General features: G+C 44.6%; 17 protein-coding genes. 13 read left to right on the top strand and 4 right to left on the bottom strand.

Annotated features, from left to right (window positions below):
- Positions 1 to 35 precede the first annotated feature (35 nt).
- Both AC1DU2_RS09775 and AC1DU2_RS09770 read right to left on the bottom strand, forming a co-directional pair.
- Positions 36 to 659 carry a 1-acyl-sn-glycerol-3-phosphate acyltransferase gene (locus AC1DU2_RS09775; RefSeq protein WP_477356562.1) on the bottom strand — a complete coding sequence of 208 codons (624 nt, stop codon included), beginning with the start codon at positions 657 to 659 and terminating at the stop codon, positions 36 to 38.
- Positions 656 to 1,474, bottom strand: a complete 819-nt coding sequence (locus tag AC1DU2_RS09770; protein WP_477356564.1) for an alpha/beta fold hydrolase — start codon at positions 1,472 to 1,474, stop codon at positions 656 to 658. The genes AC1DU2_RS09775 and AC1DU2_RS09770 overlap by 4 nt, the downstream gene beginning before the upstream one ends.
- A 288-nt stretch (positions 1,475 to 1,762) precedes the next feature.
- On the opposite strand from AC1DU2_RS09770, the gene AC1DU2_RS09765 reads away from it, so the two are divergent.
- The 12 genes from AC1DU2_RS09765 to AC1DU2_RS09710 all read left to right on the top strand — a co-directional run bounded on the left by AC1DU2_RS09765 (position 1,763) and on the right by AC1DU2_RS09710 (position 15,857).
- Positions 1,763 to 2,308: a YciE/YciF ferroxidase family protein gene (locus AC1DU2_RS09765; protein ID WP_477356566.1), complete on the top strand. Its 546-nt coding sequence runs from the start codon at positions 1,763 to 1,765 to the stop codon at positions 2,306 to 2,308.
- 397 nt (positions 2,309 to 2,705) lie between these two features.
- Positions 2,706 to 3,761, top strand: coding sequence for an AAA family ATPase (locus AC1DU2_RS09760; RefSeq protein WP_147053654.1), 1,056 nt, complete (start codon positions 2,706 to 2,708; stop codon positions 3,759 to 3,761).
- Between the two features lie 299 nt (positions 3,762 to 4,060).
- On the top strand, positions 4,061 to 4,936 hold the full coding sequence (locus AC1DU2_RS09755) for a DUF58 domain-containing protein (RefSeq protein WP_090641767.1): 876 nt from the start codon (positions 4,061 to 4,063) through the stop codon (positions 4,934 to 4,936).
- Positions 4,933 to 5,889, top strand: coding sequence for a hypothetical protein (locus tag AC1DU2_RS09750; protein WP_477383982.1), 957 nt, complete (start codon positions 4,933 to 4,935; stop codon positions 5,887 to 5,889). The genes AC1DU2_RS09755 and AC1DU2_RS09750 overlap by 4 nt, the downstream gene beginning before the upstream one ends.
- Positions 5,886 to 6,887, top strand: coding sequence for a vWA domain-containing protein (locus AC1DU2_RS09745; RefSeq protein ID WP_477383980.1), 1,002 nt, complete (start codon positions 5,886 to 5,888; stop codon positions 6,885 to 6,887). The genes AC1DU2_RS09750 and AC1DU2_RS09745 overlap by 4 nt, the downstream gene beginning before the upstream one ends.
- A gap of 3 nt (positions 6,888 to 6,890) precedes the next feature.
- Positions 6,891 to 7,937, top strand: coding sequence for a vWA domain-containing protein (locus AC1DU2_RS09740; RefSeq protein WP_147053651.1), 1,047 nt, complete (start codon positions 6,891 to 6,893; stop codon positions 7,935 to 7,937).
- Positions 7,934 to 8,701 (top strand): tetratricopeptide repeat protein, encoded by a 768-nt coding sequence (locus tag AC1DU2_RS09735; RefSeq protein WP_477383978.1) that lies wholly within the window; start codon positions 7,934 to 7,936, stop codon positions 8,699 to 8,701. The genes AC1DU2_RS09740 and AC1DU2_RS09735 overlap by 4 nt, the downstream gene beginning before the upstream one ends.
- A gap of 18 nt (positions 8,702 to 8,719) precedes the next feature.
- Positions 8,720 to 10,555, top strand: a complete 1,836-nt coding sequence (locus AC1DU2_RS09730) for a BatD family protein (RefSeq protein WP_477383976.1) — start codon at positions 8,720 to 8,722, stop codon at positions 10,553 to 10,555.
- 1 nt (position 10,556) lies between these two features.
- A complete protein-coding gene (locus AC1DU2_RS09725; RefSeq protein ID WP_477383974.1) occupies positions 10,557 to 11,318 on the top strand; it encodes a tetratricopeptide repeat protein in 762 nt (253 codons plus the stop codon).
- A 222-nt stretch (positions 11,319 to 11,540) separates the two neighbouring features.
- On the top strand, positions 11,541 to 13,481 hold the full coding sequence (locus AC1DU2_RS09720) for a sialate O-acetylesterase (protein ID WP_477383973.1): 1,941 nt from the start codon (positions 11,541 to 11,543) through the stop codon (positions 13,479 to 13,481).
- A gap of 23 nt (positions 13,482 to 13,504) precedes the next feature.
- Positions 13,505 to 15,034: a glucuronyl esterase domain-containing protein gene (locus AC1DU2_RS09715; RefSeq protein WP_477383970.1), complete on the top strand. Its 1,530-nt coding sequence runs from the start codon at positions 13,505 to 13,507 to the stop codon at positions 15,032 to 15,034.
- Between the two features lie 25 nt (positions 15,035 to 15,059).
- Positions 15,060 to 15,857 (top strand): polysaccharide deacetylase family protein, encoded by a 798-nt coding sequence (locus AC1DU2_RS09710; RefSeq protein ID WP_477383968.1) that lies wholly within the window; start codon positions 15,060 to 15,062, stop codon positions 15,855 to 15,857.
- Positions 15,858 to 15,956: 99 nt separating this feature from the next.
- On the opposite strand, the gene AC1DU2_RS09705 is transcribed toward AC1DU2_RS09710, so the two are convergent.
- Both AC1DU2_RS09705 and AC1DU2_RS09700 read right to left on the bottom strand, forming a co-directional pair.
- Positions 15,957 to 16,703, bottom strand: coding sequence for an SDR family NAD(P)-dependent oxidoreductase (locus tag AC1DU2_RS09705; RefSeq protein WP_477383966.1), 747 nt, complete (start codon positions 16,701 to 16,703; stop codon positions 15,957 to 15,959).
- Positions 16,704 to 16,983: 280 nt separating this feature from the next.
- Positions 16,984 to 18,027 carry a LacI family DNA-binding transcriptional regulator gene (locus AC1DU2_RS09700; RefSeq protein WP_477383963.1) on the bottom strand — a complete coding sequence of 348 codons (1,044 nt, stop codon included), beginning with the start codon at positions 18,025 to 18,027 and terminating at the stop codon, positions 16,984 to 16,986.
- A gap of 155 nt (positions 18,028 to 18,182) precedes the next feature.
- Here AC1DU2_RS09700 and uxuA point away from each other — a divergent pair, with 155 nt between their 5' ends.
- Positions 18,183 to 19,373 (top strand): mannonate dehydratase, encoded by a 1,191-nt coding sequence (gene uxuA, locus AC1DU2_RS09695; RefSeq protein ID WP_477383961.1) that lies wholly within the window; start codon positions 18,183 to 18,185, stop codon positions 19,371 to 19,373.
- The last annotated feature ends 24 nt before the right edge of the window (positions 19,374 to 19,397 follow it).

The raw sequence follows: 19,397 nt of genomic DNA, 5'->3' as shown, positions 1-19,397 counted from the left end.
AAAGTTGACTTAATACTACAGACTTCCGACTTCAATTAATGTTTCATATTTATTTGGTTTAAAAGTGCCTGCTGGTGATAGTCGTTAACGCGTTGTTTTAACTCGTCAAAAGTAAACTCGCCGGCTACGCCACAATCAAAAAGGTGAACATACGCCCGCGGCTTTAAGCTTTCAAAATAATCAATCAGTGTGCAGTTGTACACCACCTGGCATGGGCCTTTAATTTGCTGTATCAGTTTATAAGTGCCTTTTTGTATCTCGATATGAGTTTCATGATTTGATCGTATCTCGCCCTGCGGACACATCATCACCAGGTTACGGGAGTCGTCCAACAATCCGGCCGCGTAGGTTAATGACGAGTCGCTTTGGCGCGCTCCCCTGATTATTGAAAACATACCTACATAACGCAGGTAAGTATATTTAAGGGCATGATCATGATGCATCATTAAATGCCATCGCCGTTTTATACTTTTAACAGCCACATAATTTGATAAAAACGACTCCCACCAGCTAAAGTGGTTACACAGCATCAACACCGAATGCCCGGGCTTTGCCTCAAAAGGCATGATGTTAATTTCCTTAAAATTGCGGCCCAGCCACCAGCTTATACCCCGCAGGTATAGTGCGCTTAACGAGTCGGATTTTTTGGCTTCGATCATCTGTTTTCACCTGTTAAATATTCGTCCAATGCTTTGGTAACCAGCCAATGCCCCATCTTAACGTCATGGATTTCGACGTTTTCTGCTGTCTCCAAAAAATCTTTAGCTACCGATTTGGGGAAAAGATGGTCGTCTGTTCCAAATATCAGTGTGCATTTAATTTTATACTGGTTAACAAGCGCTGCTATTTTTAGTATATCCGGGTTTAGCAGTTTTATTAAATTTAGGGTATAATAGGTATCAAGCCGCTTTTTGGGGGTATCAATCTCGTTGTAAGCTATCTGGTAAAGGCTTTCATCTATAACCCCAACTGCTTTTACTACCTTCAATAAAAACGGGGCCAGCCAGCTGCTTTTAGTGGCAACGCGAAAAATAGATTTACCAAACACGTTGTGGGTTATAATATGAAAACCGGTACGCTTGGTAAGCCCGTCGGGCGCCATCAGTATTATATCGTCAATTAAATGGGCGTACTCCTCAACCAGGGTAAGCGCAAGGCTTGCACCCAGTGAATAACCCAATACAGAAATTCGCTGCTCGCCATAAATTTTAAACCACTCCTGCAAATAATTGTACATCATTTGTTTGGTCATGCCGGCGCGGATCTGTTTATCGGTCCAGCCATCTAAACGGCTCTCGCCATGAAAAAAATGATCAAAACCGTAAACGTGATACCTGGTTAACAGCGATTTTTCGAGCACGTGGAACTGCTTGCCGGTCATGCCATAACCATGGAAAGCAAGTAACGGTTGTTTCCCGGTGCCATATTCATGAAAATGTACTTTACCCAGGCCGGGCAGCTGTAAAAAACCCATTGCCGCAATAATAACAATTATACAGGAATATATGTGATTCCGGTTTTACAACACCATAAACTACTTGTTAAGGAGTGCCGCTAATAGTCGCGGGTATGGTGCTGAAGGTTCTTTAATTACACAGGGTACTAATTTTAATACACCAGTAGTTTTCAAAACAACCCATATATCGCCTAAAGTAAATGTTTTTATATGGTTTATTTCATAGTAATTAATATTATTTACAAATAACTAAACTTGGCATCGCCTTTGTATTTAGATCAGCACATAACTTAAAAAACATTTACCATGGCAACTACCAAAACAAAGGCTCCTGAGCAAACATTAGATGTACAGGACTCGGCATTGAATGAATTATTTATTGATGAACTGAAAGACATTTACTGGGCCGAAAAACATTTGGCAAAAGCATTGCCAAAAATGGCAAAAGCCGCAACATCTGATGAATTGCGTGCCGCTATTGAAAACCACCTAAGTGAAACCGAAAGACAAATTACCCGCCTGGAAGATGCTTTTGCATCGATAGACGAAAAAGCTGTAGCTGTAAAATGCGAAGCGATGGCCGGTTTACTTAAAGAAGGTGAAGAAATTATCTCCGAAACTGAAAAAGGCAGCATCACCCGCGATGCAGGTATCATTTCGGCAGCTCAAAAAATTGAGCATTATGAAATTGCTTCGTACGGAACGCTCAAAACATTAGCTGCAGTATTAGGCTATAATGAAGCCGCAGAACTTTTGGACTCGACCTTACAGGAAGAAAAAAACTGCGACAGCCTGCTTACCAAAATAGCTGAGGCCGGGATTAACCAAAAATCAAAAACAGAAAAGGCTTAACAACCTCTTGCTACCTGATAGCACAAAACGCCATTGCGATGTAAAGCAATGGCGTTTTGTGCTATAAATTGAAGCCTGTTTTGCGGGCTTTTAAGTGTTACAATACGGCAAATGTGTGCCAGGTCAAAATAACCGGCGTCTTTTGAAGAGTAAGTCCGCCGCTCTACAACCCCAAACCTGGCAACCCCAAACCTGGCAACCCGCAACACGAGCCCCGCAACCCAACCTCCGACCCCAGGCATCAGACCTCCGACCCCCAGATCCCCCAACCCCGATAAAAAACCTATATTTACAGCTAACACTTAAAGATTTAACAAATTTTAACAATTAAACGTGGAATTTTTTTAGCAGAAAAAAGTTTGTGTGTTTAAGTTTGCTCTCGAAATAAAAAAGGTTCATGGAAGAATTTAAAAGTAGTACAGAAAATGTTTCATCGGGCGCTGTTACCGGCAGCACATCGTATTCAACAGATATCAGGGCGCTTAATGAAATGATACAACGCGAAAGCGCATTTATCGATCTGCTTAAGATGGAGATGGATAAAGTGATCGTGGGGCAAAAATATATGGTTGAACGTTTGCTGATCGGTTTATTAGCCGATGGGCATATTTTACTGGAAGGTGTTCCGGGGCTGGCAAAAACTTTGGCTATCAACACACTGGCCAAATGTATCCAGGCCGATTACAGCCGCATCCAGTTTACGCCCGATTTATTACCTGCCGATTTGGTTGGTACCATGATCTACAACCAAAAGAAAGAAGAATTTATTGTTCGTAAAGGGCCATTGTTCTCCAACTTTATTTTGGCCGATGAAATTAACCGTGCACCTGCCAAAGTGCAAAGTGCACTTTTAGAGGCTATGCAAGAGCGCCAGGTAACTATTGGCGATAATACCTTCCCGCTGCCAAACCCGTTTTTGGTACTGGCCACCCAAAACCCAATTGAGCAGGAGGGCACTTACCCGCTGCCCGAAGCACAGGTTGACCGTTTTATGCTGAAAGTGGTAATTACTTACCCCGAGCGTGAAGAAGAAAAAAGGATTATCCGGTCAAGCATATTACCAGGCGGTATGCCAAAACCATCACCTGTTATTAAACCCGAAGAAATTGTACGTGCCCGTAAAATAGTTCGTGAGGTTTACATGGACGAAAAAATTGAGCAGTACATCATCGATATTGTTTTCGCTACCCGTTTCCCCGAGCAGTACAAACTGGCTCACTACAAAAACCTCATCACTTTTGGCGCATCGCCAAGGGCAAGTATCAGTTTAGCGCTGGCAGCAAAAGCTTATGCTTTTATTAAACGCCGGGGCTACGTAATACCCGAGGATGTGCGTGCTATTTGCCACGATGTAATGCGCCACCGTATTGGCTTAAGCTACGAGGCCGAAGCAGAAAACATCACCAGCGAAAATATTATTACCGGAATATTGAACGCGATAGAGGTACCGTAAGGAGCCTCACCCCGCCCCTCTCCAAAGGAGAGGGAGGAAAAGGTACCACCGCACATCTTCGCCATTGTCATTTCGATAGAGCGGAGGGGGATGAGGGGGGAGAGCGAAAGAGAAATCTTGTAAGACTATGCACGCATGCAATTCGTATAGCAAAGTTTGCGAACAGGGCGTATAAGGCAAAGTCCGCAAGCAGGGCGTATAAGATTTCTCACTATCGTTCGAAATGACATTAGTTTAAATTAAAAAATATACTTTTCAAAAGTCTCCCCCTTCAGGGGGAGATTTAGAGGGGGCCTCTTATGGAAACCAAGGATCTTTTAAAAAAAGTACGGAAGATTGAGATAAAAACGAGGGGTTTAAGTAACCACTTATTCTCGGGCGAATATCATTCGGCTTTCAAGGGGCGGGGTATGGCCTTTAGCGAGGTGCGCGAGTACCAGCTTGGCGACGAGATACGTACTATCGACTGGAACGTTACCGCGCGTTTTAACCACCCTTACGTAAAGGTGTTTGATGAGGAGCGCGAGCTTACCGTAATGCTGCTGATGGATGTGAGCGGATCTGAAAACTTTGGCACCCAGGGGCAGCAAAAGCAGGACCTGGCTACCGAGCTTTGCGCCGTGCTTGCATTTTCGGCCATCCAGAACAACGATAAAGTTGGGGTGATATTTTTTAGCGATAAGATAGAAAAATTCATCCCGCCAAAAAAAGGGCGGTCGCACATATTGATGATCATCAGGGAGCTGATTGATTTTAAGCCCGAAAATAAAGGCACCAACGTTGGCGTGGCGTTAAAGTACTTTACCAGCGTTATTAAAAAGAAATGCACCGCCTTTATCCTGTCGGATTTTATAAGCCCGGCATTTGAAAACGAGCTGAAAATAGCCAACAAAAAACACGATATCATTGCTGTGAGGCTGTTTGATAAACATGAAGAAGTATTCCCTAACCTGGGCCTCATCCCGATGAAGGACGAGGAAACCGGCGAAGTAGTATGGATAAATACGGCTGACGAGGAGGTGCGCTATGCATTCAGCCTCGAGGCCCGCAACCGCACCATTGCCATGGGCGATACTTTTAAAAAATGCGGTGTTGATTTTACCAGCATCGGCACACACGAATCATACGTAAAACCATTAATGACACTATTTAAAAAACGGGAAGGCAGGAGATGATCAAGTGTTTTAAATATTTCCTGGTATTGCTGCTTACAGGTACTTTTTATACCGCTTTTGCCCAGGCCCCGCAGGCCGAGGCAAAACTGGATAAGGCCACCATTTTAATTGGCCAGCAAACCAAGCTTAACCTAAGCATCAGGCATAGCATAAAGGATAAAATAGAGTTCCCGGCGCTGGTTGATTCCATTGCCGGCAAAATTCAGATTGTAAGCAGTAAGGCCGATACTGTTTTTGACAAGCAGGATCAAAGTATCGAAACCATTCATCGTGCCTACAACATTACAGCGTTTGATAGTGGGGCGTATGTAATTCCTTCCTATGCGTTTAAAACCACAACAGGCCCGGTTTATACGCAGCCATTAACACTAACCGTGCAAACCGTTGCTGTTGATACCACCAAGGGATTTTATGATATTAAGCAGCCGCTTGTAGTTAGTTATTCGTTTTTTGATTGGCTGCGTGATAATTGGCAATGGGTTACCATTGGCTTTTTGGTACTGCTTATTATTGCGGGCATTATTTACTATTTTGTAAGCAGGCCTAAAAAGATAGTGGTAGTTGAGCCGCCAAAACCAAAAGTGCCGCCGCACATCATCGCCCTGCAAAAACTACAGGAGCTGCGCGGTAAGAAAGCTTACGAGCAGGATGTTAAATTATACCATATTGAGCTGAGCGAAATACTGCGCGAATATTTAGAGAAGCGCTATGGCATAAAAACCCATGAGCAAACATCCGACGAGATTTTTGCAAGCCTGCGCACGCTGGATATTACCGACGATAACAAAAACCTGCTGCACCAGGTATTGATACTTGCCGATTTGGTGAAATTTGCCAAGGAAAAACCGCTGCATTTTGAAAACGAACAAAGTATGGATAATGCCATCAGCTTTGTAAACAAAACCCAGCAGGCATACCAGCCACTGGCCGATAAACAAGAGGAGGGTAAATGAGCTGGTTTAAAGGAATAGAATTTGCCCACCCGGGATTTTTTTGGCTGTTCATCAGCTTACCCCTTATGGTTGGCTGGTATATATGGAAACAACGCCAACTGCAGGGCAACCTGAATGTGCCTACCCTGCGGGGCTTTACCCTAAAAAAAAGCACGCTGCCAAAATTCAGGCATAGTAGTATCGTGTTACGGTCGTTGGCCTTATCGGCTATGATTGTTGCGCTGGCCAGGCCTCAATCGTCATTAAGCTGGCAAAACAGTACTACCGAGGGTATTGATATCATCATTGCTTCAGATATTTCGGGCAGTATGCTTGCCGAAGATTTTAAGCCCAACCGCCTGGAAGCCGGTAAACAAATTGCCATCGATTTTATAAAAGGCCGCCCGGACGACCGCATAGGCCTGGTGATATTTAGCGGCGAGAGCTTTACACAATGCCCGTTAACAATTGACCATAGCGTATTGATAAACCTTTTTGCCGATGTACGTAACGGCATGATAACCGACGGTACCGCCATTGGTATGGGGTTGGCAACCGCGGTAAACCGCCTGCGAACCAGCCAGGCAAAAAGTAAGGTAATTATATTGCTCACAGACGGATCAAACAACGCGGGTTCGATACCGCCGATAACCGCCGCCGAAATTGCCCGCCAGTTTGGCGTACGGGTGTATACAGTGGGGCTGGGTACCAATGGTTTTGCACCCTACCCGGTACAAACACCGGCGGGGATACAATATCAAAAAATGCCTGTGGTAATTGACGAGGGCACGTTATCAAAAATTGCCAGCCTAACCGGTGGTAAATATTTCAGAGCTACCAATAACGAAACACTTAAAAATATTTACGAGCAGATTGACAAGCTGGAAAAAGCCAAAATTGACGTTACCCAGTATCACAAAAAAACAGAACTGTTTTTACCCTGGGCAATTATAGCGTTGGCTTTCCTGTCGTTGGAATTTATATTAAAAAACACCCTGTTTAAAGGGGCTTTAACCTAACAGATGCTACGTTTTGCACATATAGAATATTTATGGGGGCTGGTAATCATCCCGGTGTTTATCATCGCGTTTTTGGCGGTAAGCATCTGGAAAAAGAAAGCCATCTCGTCATTAGGAGATAAAAAAGTGGTGATGATGATGATGCCGCAGGTATCATTATCAAGGCCGTGGCTTAAGTTCATTTTCTTTTTGCTGGCCTACGCCATGCTCATCATCGGCATAGCCGACCCGCAAATTGGTTCAAGAACCGAGGAAGTAAAACGCAAAGGTGCCGATTTAATGATACTGCTTGATGTATCAAACAGTATGCTGGCCCAGGATTTGGCCCCAAGCCGCCTGGAAAATGCCAAACGCGCCATTGCCCAGCTGATTGACCGTATGCATGACGACCGTATTGGTATCATTGTATTTGCCGGCCAGGCCTATGTACAGTTGCCTATAACCACCGACTACTCGGCAGCCAAGCTTTTCCTGAGTACCATTAATACCGAAATGGTGCCAACGCAGGGTACAGCCATTGGCGCGGCTATTGACCTGGGAATGCAATCGTTCGATTTTAAAAATGGTACCGGCAAGGCCATGATTGTTATTACTGATGGTGAAAACCACGAGGATAACGCTGTTGAAGCCGCGGCGGCAGCCAAATCAAAAGATGTATCTGTAAATGTGGTTGGTGTAGGATCGGAAAGCGGCGCGCCTATACCGGTGTATGACGAGCAGGGACACCAAACAGGTTTCCATATGGACCATGAAACCGGCCAGCAAGTGGTAAGTAAACTGAGCGAGGATATGTGTAAAGAGATTTCGGCCGCAGGCGGTGGCGTTTACGTGCGCGCCAATAACTCCAACAGCGGCCTGGGCATTGTAATGGACCAGATTAATAAATTGCAGCGCAAAACGGTTGATAGCCGGTCGTTCAAGGATTTTGAAGATCGTTTTCAGTTCTTTTTGGCCATTGCCTTTGTGTTGCTGCTGGTTGAGTTCTTTATATCAAACCGTAAAAACATGCGTTTAAGCGGGATTAAATTATTTGAAGTTAAAAAGCCATGAAGCAATTAATTATAGTTGTATTATTAGTACTGCAGGCTTCATTCCTTTTTGCCCAGCAGGAAAAAAGGGACATCAGGAAAGGTAACCAGCTTTACCAGGCTAAAAATTATAAACAGGCCGAGGATAACTACCGTAAAGCGCTGGCTAAATCCAACAACAAAACGGTTGAAGGTAATTTTAACCTGGGCGATGCCTTATACAAACAAAAAAAGTTTGAGGATGCACAACAGCAGTTTACCAAAATAGCAGCAACATCAAAAGACAAGCAGGTATTGGCAAATGCTTACCATAACATAGGCAACTCCTTATTGGAAAACAAAAAACTGGACGAGAGTATTGCCGCCTATAAAAAATCATTGCTTAATAATCCTAACGATGAGCAAACCCGCTACAACCTGTCATATGCCCAAAAAATGCTAAAGAAGCAACAGGACGATAAAAAGAACCAGAACAAAAACGATAAGAATAAAGATAAAGACAAGAACAAGGATAAAAACAAGGACGACAAGAATAAGGATAAAGATAAAAAAGACCAGGACAAGAAAGATCAGGATAAAAAGGACAAAGACAATAAGGATAAGAACAAGCCTGATAATAAAGATCCGCAGGACCAGCAGCAACAACAGCCGCAGCCCAACAATGTATCAAAAGATGATGCCGAGCGTATGCTGGAAGCCCTGAAAAACGACGAGAAAGCAACGCAGGACAAATTGAAAAATAAGAAGTTAAAAGGCGCCAGAACCAATATTTCAAAAGACTGGTAAGCCTTATATTTATAGCACATGAAGTTAAAGTACTACATATCGTTGCTCCTGCTGTTTTGTACAACGGTGCTTTTTGCGCAGGGTGTAAAATTCACCGCCTCTGTTAATAAAACCGAAGTGGGTACTACCGAGCAATTCGAGGTTACATTTACCATAAACAGCAACGGCGAAAGATTTGTGCCGCCAAACTTTAATGGCTTTTTAGTGGTTTCGGGACCAAATGTCTCCCAGAGTATGACCGTAATTAATGGCGCTTCATCATCAAGCATGGCCTATAGTTATGACTTGGTACCAGTTAAAGAAGGTGTTTTTACCATAGGCCCGGCAACAATTATTGTAAATGGCAAACAGCTGAGCACCAGTGCCATTAAAATAAAGGTAGTAAGGGGGATGTCGGCCGCGCAAACTAATGCAGCGCAAAGGCAGCAGCAACTACAGGCCGAAGCCCAGGGCAAGGGCATTGTGGCCGGCCACTCAAAAGATATCAATAGAGACCTTTTTATAAGGGCTGATGTAAATAAAACCAATGCCTATATAGGCGAGCAGCTCACTTTAAGCTACCGCCTTTACACCAGGGTGGCGCTGGTTGGCAGCGAGCTGGAAAAAATGTCGGACCAGAATGGTTTTTATAGCCAGGAAATTAAAAGTGCAAATAACCCCAACGCCGTTCAATGGCGTATTGAAACCATAAAAGGTATAAAGTACAACGTAACCGAAATAAAGCAAAGCATCCTTTTCCCTGAGCGTGCCGGCAATATCACCATCGACCCGATGATCATGGATTTTATTGTGCGCGAAACCGTACAATCGGCCGATCCTTTTGATAACTTTTTTGGTGGTGGCAGCTACAATGATGTTAAATACAAAATTAAAAGCAGCCCCGTAGTTATCCACGTAAAACCATTGCCCGAAAGCGGCAAGCCTGCCGGATTTAGCGGCGCGGTTGGCCGTTTTTCGATAAGCACATCGGTTGATAAAACAGATCTTAAATCCAACGAGCCCCTCAACTACAAAATTATACTAAGTGGCAAGGGCAACCTAAAACTGCTGAAGCCCATAGCGCCCGAGTTTCCGCTTGATTTTGATAAGTACGACCCTAAGGTAACCGATACGATAACTGATACTGAAAATGGTGAATCGGGCACCAGGGTATACAATTACCTGCTGATACCACGCCATGGCGGCAAATTCAATATCGATCCTATTAAGTTTTCGTACTATGATTTATCGGCAGGCAAATATGTAAGCCAGCAAACCAAAGGCTTCACCATTAATGTGGCCAAAGGTGCAACCGAAAATAACGTTACCTCCATTGGCGCCGATAAACAGGATGTTAAATTGTTGAATAAAGATATCCGATACATTAAAACGGATGGGAGCGATATCAGCAAAGATGATGAAGGCTTTTACGGGTCGGGATTGTATTATTTCCTGCTGTTGCTGGGGCCACTGCTGTTTGTTGGTGCTTTAGTTTATGGCAAAGTATATGAAATGAAGAACAGCGACGTGGTGAAGGTAAAAAGCCGCAAGGCGGGTAAAATTGCAGCTAAACACCTGGCCAGCGCCAAAGCGCAGCTATCGGCAAACAACAAGCCGGTATTTTATGAAAATGTGTTTAAAGGACTGTACGGCTACCTAAGCGACAAGCTGAATATTGCCGCTGCCGACCTGAACCGCGAAAAAATAGCTACCGAACTGAAGGCCCGGGAATTGGACGAGCCAACTATAAACGAATTGCTGGAAACATTAGACCTTTGCGATATGGCCCGCTTTGCCCCGGTTTCGGGCATATCGGAGCAGGAGGTGTTTGATAAAGCAAAAAACATGATCAATAACATTGAAGATAAAATATAACATGCTAAAGCGCCTGATATACCTGTTGCTGTTGATTGTAGCGCCATTGCTGGCTTTTAGCGATGATGCAGGCCCGGCCCTGTTTAAGAAAGGTAATAACCTGTACCAAAAGGCGAATTATAAAGAGGCCGCGGCTACCTATCAAAAAATGGTTGATGATGGCTATCAATCGGCCAGCCTTTACTTTAACCTGGGTAATGCTTATTATAAAAATGGCGATATAGCACCCGCATTGTTATATTATGAAAAAGCACACAGGCTATCGCCGGGCGACGAAGATATCCGTATAAACATTCAGTTTGCCAATTCAAAAACTACCGATAAAATTGAAGCAGTTCCCGAGTTTTTTATCACCAAATGGTGGACTGGCTTTATACTTGCTTTACCAACCAATACACTTGCAGTTTTCAGTGTGCTGCTTTTTATAGGAGCTTCATGCTTACTTATCCTTTACAGGTTTTCGGGCTCAGTGATGGTAAAAAAGATATCGTTTTACTCGGCTATTTTGCTGTTGTTGCTGGGTATCGGCACTATTTTTATTTCGGGCAGGCAGGCAGCCTATTTTGATGCACATCATGACGGTATTATCTTCAATTCATCGGTAAACGTTAAAAACGCACCCTCTAACACCGCAAAAAATGGATTTGTACTTCATGAGGGTACTAAGGTCAATATTCTTGATAAAAATGCCAGCTGGATAAAAATTAAACTGGCCAACGGCAATGAAGGCTGGGTTGGCGCTGCTGATGTAAGGGAGATATAAACCTTTCGTAAAGTCATATTAATCACCGTTTTCTACAAACACGTAGCCGCATCAATTGCCGTTAAGGCCAATGCCTGCCGCTGTTGCCCGCCTACATGCAAATCATCAGGTATTAATATGTATGTTGGTTTTTGAAAAAGATTTGTGCAATCGATTGCGCAAATCTTTTTTTATTTGTTACTTCGTAAAGGTAAACCTCCAAACTAAAAGTTCCAGCAAGTTATGAATTCAGTGAAGCTATTGCTTATTGCGCTGTGCACCAGTTTTATATTGCCTGCCTATGCTTTGGTGCGGCTGCCGCAGCTGGTTGCAAACGGCATGGTGCTGCAGCGCAATACACATGTGAATATATGGGGTTGGGCGGATGCAGGCGAAAAGATCAGCATTGAATTTCAGCATAAGGTTTTCCGTGCGGTTACCGATAAAAATGGCTCATGGAAAGTTGTTTTACCGGCAATGCCCGCGGGCGGGCCCTACACAATGGACATACAGGGTAACAACCTTATCACCATCAGCGATATTTTAGTTGGCGACGTTTGGTTTTGTTCGGGCCAATCAAATATGGCATTACAAATGGAGCGGGTAAAGGAAAAATATCCCGATGAGATAGCTACTGCCAATTACCCGCAAATCAGGAACTTTTTTGTGAAAACCGAGGCCGATGTAACTAAACAACACACCAACCTGTTACCCGGAAAATGGGTAAAGGCCGATCGGGAAACAGTGCTGGGTTTTGGCGCTACGTCCTGGTTTTTTGCCAAACGGCTTTATCAAAAATACCATGTGCCAATAGGCATCATTAATTCAAGCGTAGGGGGCACACCTATAGAAGCCTGGATTAGTGAACAGGGACTCAGGAATATCAAACCCTATCATGAACGGGTAAAGCAATTTGGCGATGCCGTTTTTATGGATAGCGTTTTAAAAAAGCATTTGCCGCCCAATAATCCGCTCAATACATCCGCCTTAGGAATTGATGAGGGCTTAACAGAAATTAAACCATGGTACGATACCGCCTACGTGCCGCATAACTGGCACCATTACTGGCTACCTGGTTACTGGGCCGACCAGGGCGTTAAAGGCCTGAATGGTGTGGTTTGGTTTCGTAAAGAAGTAAATCTGCCGGCATCTTTTGATGGCAAAGCAGCTAAATTGTTTTTAGGGAGAATAATTGACGCCGATCAAACTTATATTAATGGCAAGCTTGTAGGTAGCATTACCTACCAGTATCCGCCACGGCGTTATAATGTACCGGCGGGGTTGCTGAAGCCGGGCAAAAATATAATAATTGTGCGGGTGGTAAATACCGCGGACAAAGGCGGTTTTGTGCCCGATAAAAGATATTACCTGAGCGTGGCGGCAGACACCATCGACCTGCGCGGCGATTGGCAGTATAAAGTAGGGCAGGTGTTTGAGCCGGTTAAGCCCGTTGCCGAGTTTATTGCCCAAAATGAACCGACCGGCCTTTATAACGCCATGGTTGCGCCGGTTATTAACTACACCATCAAAGGGCTTGCCTGGTACCAGGGCGAAAGTAACGCCAATAGCGCAAAAGTATACGGCGTTTTATTAAAAGCCCTTATTGCCGACTGGCGCGATAAATGGCAACAGGGCAACCTTTCGTTTGTATATGCCCAGCTGCCAAATTTCAATGAGGCGCAATACGCTCCGGCCGAAAGTGACTGGGCCGAATTACGGGAGGGGCAACTGGAGGCGCTTGCCTTACCCGGCACAGGCATGGCTGTAACTATTGATGCCGGCGAATGGAACGATATTCATCCGCTTAATAAAAAAACGGTAGGTGAACGCCTGGCCATGGCTGCCGAAAATGTAGCTTATGGTGATAGCAATATAATGCCTTGTGGTCCGGTTTATCAATCGGCAAGGGTAGATGGGAATAAAATTGAACTAACATTTAAGTATACAGGCACTGGGCTTGTTGCTAAAAATGGGGATGAACTATCACAATTTGCTGTAGCCGGTGCCGACAAAAAGTTTGTTTGGGCCAGTGCCGTTATTAAGGACGATAAGGTGCTGGTTTGGAGCGATAGGGTACCAACGCCATTATATGTAAGGTATGCCTGGGCCGATAACCCCGATGGGGCCAACCTGTATAACAAAGAAGGTTTGCCCGCATCGCCTTTTCGTACTGATAAGCCATAATTCACTATATAAAACCCATAAAAATGAAAGCTGCCATTTTCTTTTTTTTACTCGCATTGCCCGTAATGGTTAGTGCCCAAAGCCCGGCCCCGGTAAATTTTACGGCCGAACAGGATCATCAGGATATGATGAAACAGTTGGGTATTAAAACACTGCGTAATGGCCCAAGTGGTGATGAGAATGCCCCTAATCACGCTAACTATAATGAGGCCTTAGCCAACCCTTTCCCCGGTTTACCGGATGCCCTTACCCTTAAAAATGGTAAAAAAGTAACCACTGCCGATGTGTGGTGGAAACAACGCCGCCCCGAAATTATAGAGGATATGGAGCGTGAAGTTTACGGCAGGATCCCGGCTAATGTACCCAAAGTAACCTGGACGGTTAAGGTGACAGATAAAGAACGTGTGGGTTTTTATCCCGTGATAGCCAAACAACTGATAGGGCATGTTGATAATACCGGATGCCCCTCAATCAACGTCAACATTGAAATGACACTGGTACTGCCTGCCTTTGCCAAGGGCCCTGTTCCTGTACTAATGATGTTTGCCCGCAGTGCGCTTCCGGCGCCGGCGCAACCATCGCCTGCTGACCTGGAAAAGATAAACAGCGCTTTGAAGGAGTTACTTGTAAAAGAACACCCGGAGCTGAAAGCCATTTTTGAGCAATATCCCGCTTATAACCCGGTGCCCGAGCAATCGCCGTTTGGGCCGGGTGGTTTCCCGGTAATAAAGGGCGATCCGCCTACGGCCATGCAGCTGATAGCCAATGGCTGGGGTTATGTGCTGATTGATCCTTCATCGATACAGGCAGATAATGCAGAGGGGCTAACCAAAGGTATTATTGGCCTGGTAAATAAAGGGAAACCCCGTAAACCAGATGATTGGGGTGCCTTACGCGCCTGGTCATGGGGCGCAGCAAGGGCTTTGGATTACCTGGAGACCGAACCCGCCGTTGATGCCAAACACGTGGGCATTGAAGGAGTATCGCGCTATGGCAAAGCCGCATTGGTTACGCTGGCTTTTGAGCAGCGCTTTGCCATGGGCCTCATCGGTTCGTCTGGCGAGGGCGGCGCCAAATTACACCGCCGCAATTTTGGCGAAGCGGTTGAAAGTTTAACCGGCGGCGAGTATTATTGGATGGCAGGTAACTTTATGAAATACGGGGCCAGCGAGGCCACCTTTGGCGCTAAAACAGCAAAGGACTTACCCGTAGATGCGCATGAACTGATAGCCCTTTGCGCGCCAAGGCTTACATTTATCAGCTACGGCATTCCAGAACAGGGCGACGCCAAATGGCTGGATCAGCAGGGGAGTTATATGGCTACCGTTGCCGCCGGGTCGGTTTTTAAATTACTGGGCGTAAAAGATATCGGCGTAACAGACGATTACAAAACAGAAAAAATGCCGCCGGTAAACACCGGGATGCTGGATGGTGCACTGGCCTGGCGGCAGCACGATGGCGGCCATACCGATGCCCCCAACGTAAAATACTTTATTGCCTGGGCTAAAAAAATGATGGAGCAGGAGAAGGCAGGCAATCCCGCGGCTAAATAACCAAATCAAAAAAACGGAATATTAAATGAAACCAGTCAAATACGCTATCCTATTTTTTTTACTACTGTTTGCGCTAACTTCAAGGTCGCAGGTTAAGCCCTTGTGGAATAATAAACAGTGCGCAGTTGTATTAACCTACGATGACGCAATTGATGTTGACCTTGATAACGTACTGCCTGCGCTCGACTCGCTCAACTTGAAAGGGACATTTTACCTTATCGGCTCATCGCCGGTTGTGGTAAACCGGATGGCAGAATGGCGAAAAGCTGCGGCGCATGGCCACGAGTTGGGCAATCATTCTCTTTATCATCCCTGCGATGGCAGTTTGCCGGGCCGCGGCTTTGTAACCGCCGAAACAGACCTTAGCAAATACTCGCTTGAACGTGCCGTTAAAGAAATAAAAGCAACCAATACCCTGCTTAAAGCGATTGACGGCAAAGCGGCGCGTACCTTTGCATTCCCATGCGGCGATCTTAAAATAGGGGATAAATATTTTTACGATTACCTTAAAAATGATTTTGCAGGCGCACGCGGCGTTGTCCCGGGACTACAGGCATTAAAACAGGTAAACCTGGATAACATTGATAGTTTTATGATTAACGGGCAATCTGCCGATTATTTAATTAACCTGGTTAAACAGGCCATGCAATCGCGCACGTTGCTGGTGTTTTTATTTCATGGTGTTGGGGGCGGGCATAACCTTAACGTTAGCCTGGATGCGCACAGTAAGTTGCTGCACTACCTTAAACAGCATCAAAAGGACATTTGGGTTGCCCCAATGGTTGATGTTGCCACCTACATCAAAACCGGGCAGCAAAAATGATAAGCCTGCTGCCCAATCGGACAGGTTTGCAAATGTGTGCTGATGTAGCTGAGATAATAATTTGAATAATAAGGGCGAAAGCAGGAAGGTGAAAACTATTTAAAACCCAATCGAATTCCCGCCATCTACCTGCAATATTACGCCGGTTACATATTTGGCGCTATCTGTGGCTAAATAATAAATGGCCTCGGCAATGTCAGCAGGTTCGCCCAGTTTGCCCATGGGGGTGCGGCCTAAAACTTTTTGCTTCCTGGCGGGATCATTATCCAATGCCTTTGCCGACATATCTGTAGCGATAAAACCCGGCGCCACGCAATTAACCCGGATGCCTTGCGGCGAAAGTTCGGTAGCCATGGCGCGGGTCATGCCTTCAATAGCGGTTTTTGATGCGGTGTAAGCTATCACATAAGGAATGCCGTACTGCGCCGCCATTGAACTTACGTTAACAATGCTGCCGCTGCCCACCTTCAGCATAGCTTTTACAACTTCGCGGCTCAGTGCAAATACGGCCACCAGGTTTGTTTGTATAATTTGCTGAAAATCATCGTCGGTAACCTCTGTAAACGGCTTTTTATGGTTGATGCCGGCGTTATTCACCAGTATATCGGGTGGGCCAAATTCCTGCACAATTGACGCTACTAAAGCCGGTATCCCAGCGGTTTGGCTCAAATCGTACTGTTTATAACTGCAAAGTTCGCCAAGTTCATGAGCCACATTAGCCAGTTTCTGCTCATCACGGCCAATGATAATCGTCCTGATGCCTTGTTCAATAAATTTTTTTGCCGTGGCTAATCCCAGGCCCGATGCGCCTCCTGTAACTATGGCGAGTTTTGTTTTTGATTCCATGATAAAATACTACCGTTAAAAAGAGCTAAGAGCTAAGATTTTGAAGCGATAATCAAAGACAAGCAATAATTTGCTATCCATTGTCTGGTGTTTACCTAAAAGGTTAATGTAAAAACCTAAACTATCCATAAGGCGAGGCTGTCTTGATTCTTGACTCTAACCTCTTGACTCTATTTTTAATATTACCGTTAAAAAGAGCCAAGAGGTAAAGGTTAATGTAAAAATCTAAACTATTCATAAGGTTGTCTTGATTCTTGACTCTAACCTCTTGACTCTATTTTTAATCGCCTGTTTGCTTTTTCCTTACCGATGATTCTCTTATAATCAACTCCGATCTTAATATCAGGCTATGGGTTTGTTGCAGGTCGTTTTTGTTCACCAAATGGTTGATGAGCAAATTGGCCGCAACTTCGCCCATTTCAAATCCTTTATAGTTGATGGTGGTTAAATTGGGTTCAATTACACACGATGCCGGGTCGTTGTTAAAACCCGCAACGGCAATATCTCCGGGTATTTTTATCCCTGCTTTTTTGAGTATTTGTATGCAGCTTACCGCGCTCGCGTCGTTAGCGCAGAATATGCCATCGGGCAGCGGGTTCATTTTTAGTATTTCCTGGGCGGTTATGGCCGATGCTTTGGCGCTAAGATCATTAATGAACAGTAAGCTTTCGTCGAATTGAATGCCGTGTTTTTCCAGCGCTGCTTTATACCCCCGTAGCCTTTCAGAATACACATTTCGTAAAACATTGGCAGTAATATGAACTATCCGCTTACAGCCCTGCTCAATAAGATGGCTTGTAATTTCGTAAGCTGCTTTAAAATTATCGATATAAATTTGCGGATAATGATCATGCTCAAACACCCGGTCGAAGAAAATTACCGGGATCCTGCGTTTTATAAACGGTTCAAAGTGTTCAATATTGGTGGTATCATAGGCTAACGAAACCAGCAGGCCATCAACCCGGTTATTTAGCATTGCCTTCGCGTTATTAATTTCTTTTTTCATTGTTTCCAATGATTGGCTGATGATGAGGTTATAATCATTATCGTTCACTACTTTCTCTATCCCCGCTATTACATCGGATGTAAAACTGCTATTGAGCCTTGGTACAATTACACCGATGATATTGCTGTTTTTGCGGCGTAAGTTGCTGGCAAAGGAGTTGGAACGGTAGCCCATTTCTTCGGCGGCCTTAACAATCATCTTTTTGGTGTTTTTGTTTACCCGTGGATGATCCTGGAGTGCACGGCTTACTGTAGCTGCCGAAACATTGAGCTTTTTGGCTATATCGTAAATGGTAATCTCTTTTTCGCTGCCAGGCATGGGTTTAATTAAAGCGCTTAAAACTAACTGCGTAACGTGCCATAAATGGCCAACTGATTATTTAATGGATAAATGTAAAAATTAAATGCTTATTTAGCTAATTTTTGGCAATCGATTGCATAAATTTAGGCCCTATTATGCCAATATCAAATACTATGATACCAGATTTACTACAAACGTTCAGGTGGTTTGGGCCCGAAGATGCTGTTGCTTTAAGTGCGATAAAACAAACGGGTGCCAAAGGTATAGTAACGGCGCTACACCAGGTGCCATGCGGTGATGTTTGGAGTGTTGAGGAGGTTAGGAAAAGGCGGGAAATAGTCAACAAAGAAGGTTTTAGCTGGGCTGTGGTTGAAAGTGTGAATATCCATGAAAGTATCAAAACCGGAAGCCCTGATCGCGACCGGTATATTGACAAGTACAAGCAAACCCTTACCAATTTGGCAGCCGAAGGAATGCTAACCGTATGCTACAACTTTATGCCCGTACTCGACTGGACGCGTACCCATCTTGATTACCGCTTAGCCAATGGTGCATCGGCATTATTGTATAACGCTACGGCTTTGGCGGCATTTGATCTGTATATTTTAGAACGTGAGGGAGCGTTTAATGATTTTAACCCCGAACAGCAACAAGCAGCGAAACTTTATCTGGATAGTCTTAGTGATAGCAATAAGCTACTGTTAACCAATACTATATTAGCTGGCCTGCCTGGCACCGAAGAAGTTTTTACCATCAATGAATTTAAACAGCACCTGCGCAAGTATAGTGAGGTAGATGCCCTGGCTTTAAAAGAAAATTTGTTCTACTTTTTAAGGGCCATCATTCCGCATGCAGAAAAGTTAGGCATTAAAATGTGCATCCATCCGGACGATCCACCATTCCCGATATTAGGGCTTCCCCGTGTTGCATCCACATTGGCTGATTTGACGGATATCGTAAATTGCTGTCCGTCAATAGCAAATGGAATTACGCTTTGTACCGGCTCATTGGGCGCTTCCGGTAAAAATGATATACCACGTATTATAAAGGAATTAGGTAGTAAAATCCATTTCCTGCACCTGCGCAATGTGCAGCGGCTGCCCGATGGCGGTTTTTACGAAGCCGATCATTTAGCAGGCAGTGTGGATATGTACGAAGTGATGAAGGCTATCATTAGCGAACAAATAGCCCGTAAAGATGCAGGCAGATTAGATGCCGCCATCCCCATGCGGCCAGATCATGGTCATAAGCTATTAGATGATTTCAATTACAACACTTATCCCGGTTATTCAGCAATCGGCAGGCTTAAAGGCCTTGCCGAATTGCGCGGCTTAGAGATGGGGATAAAAAGGTGTAGTGAGTAGTTGATTGGGCTGATTAAGTGAGTG

Source organism: Mucilaginibacter sp. P4_C11 (assembly GCF_056402115.1).
The sequence above is the reverse complement of the archived record's forward strand: the minus strand, read 5'-3'. Positions and strand labels throughout refer to the sequence as shown.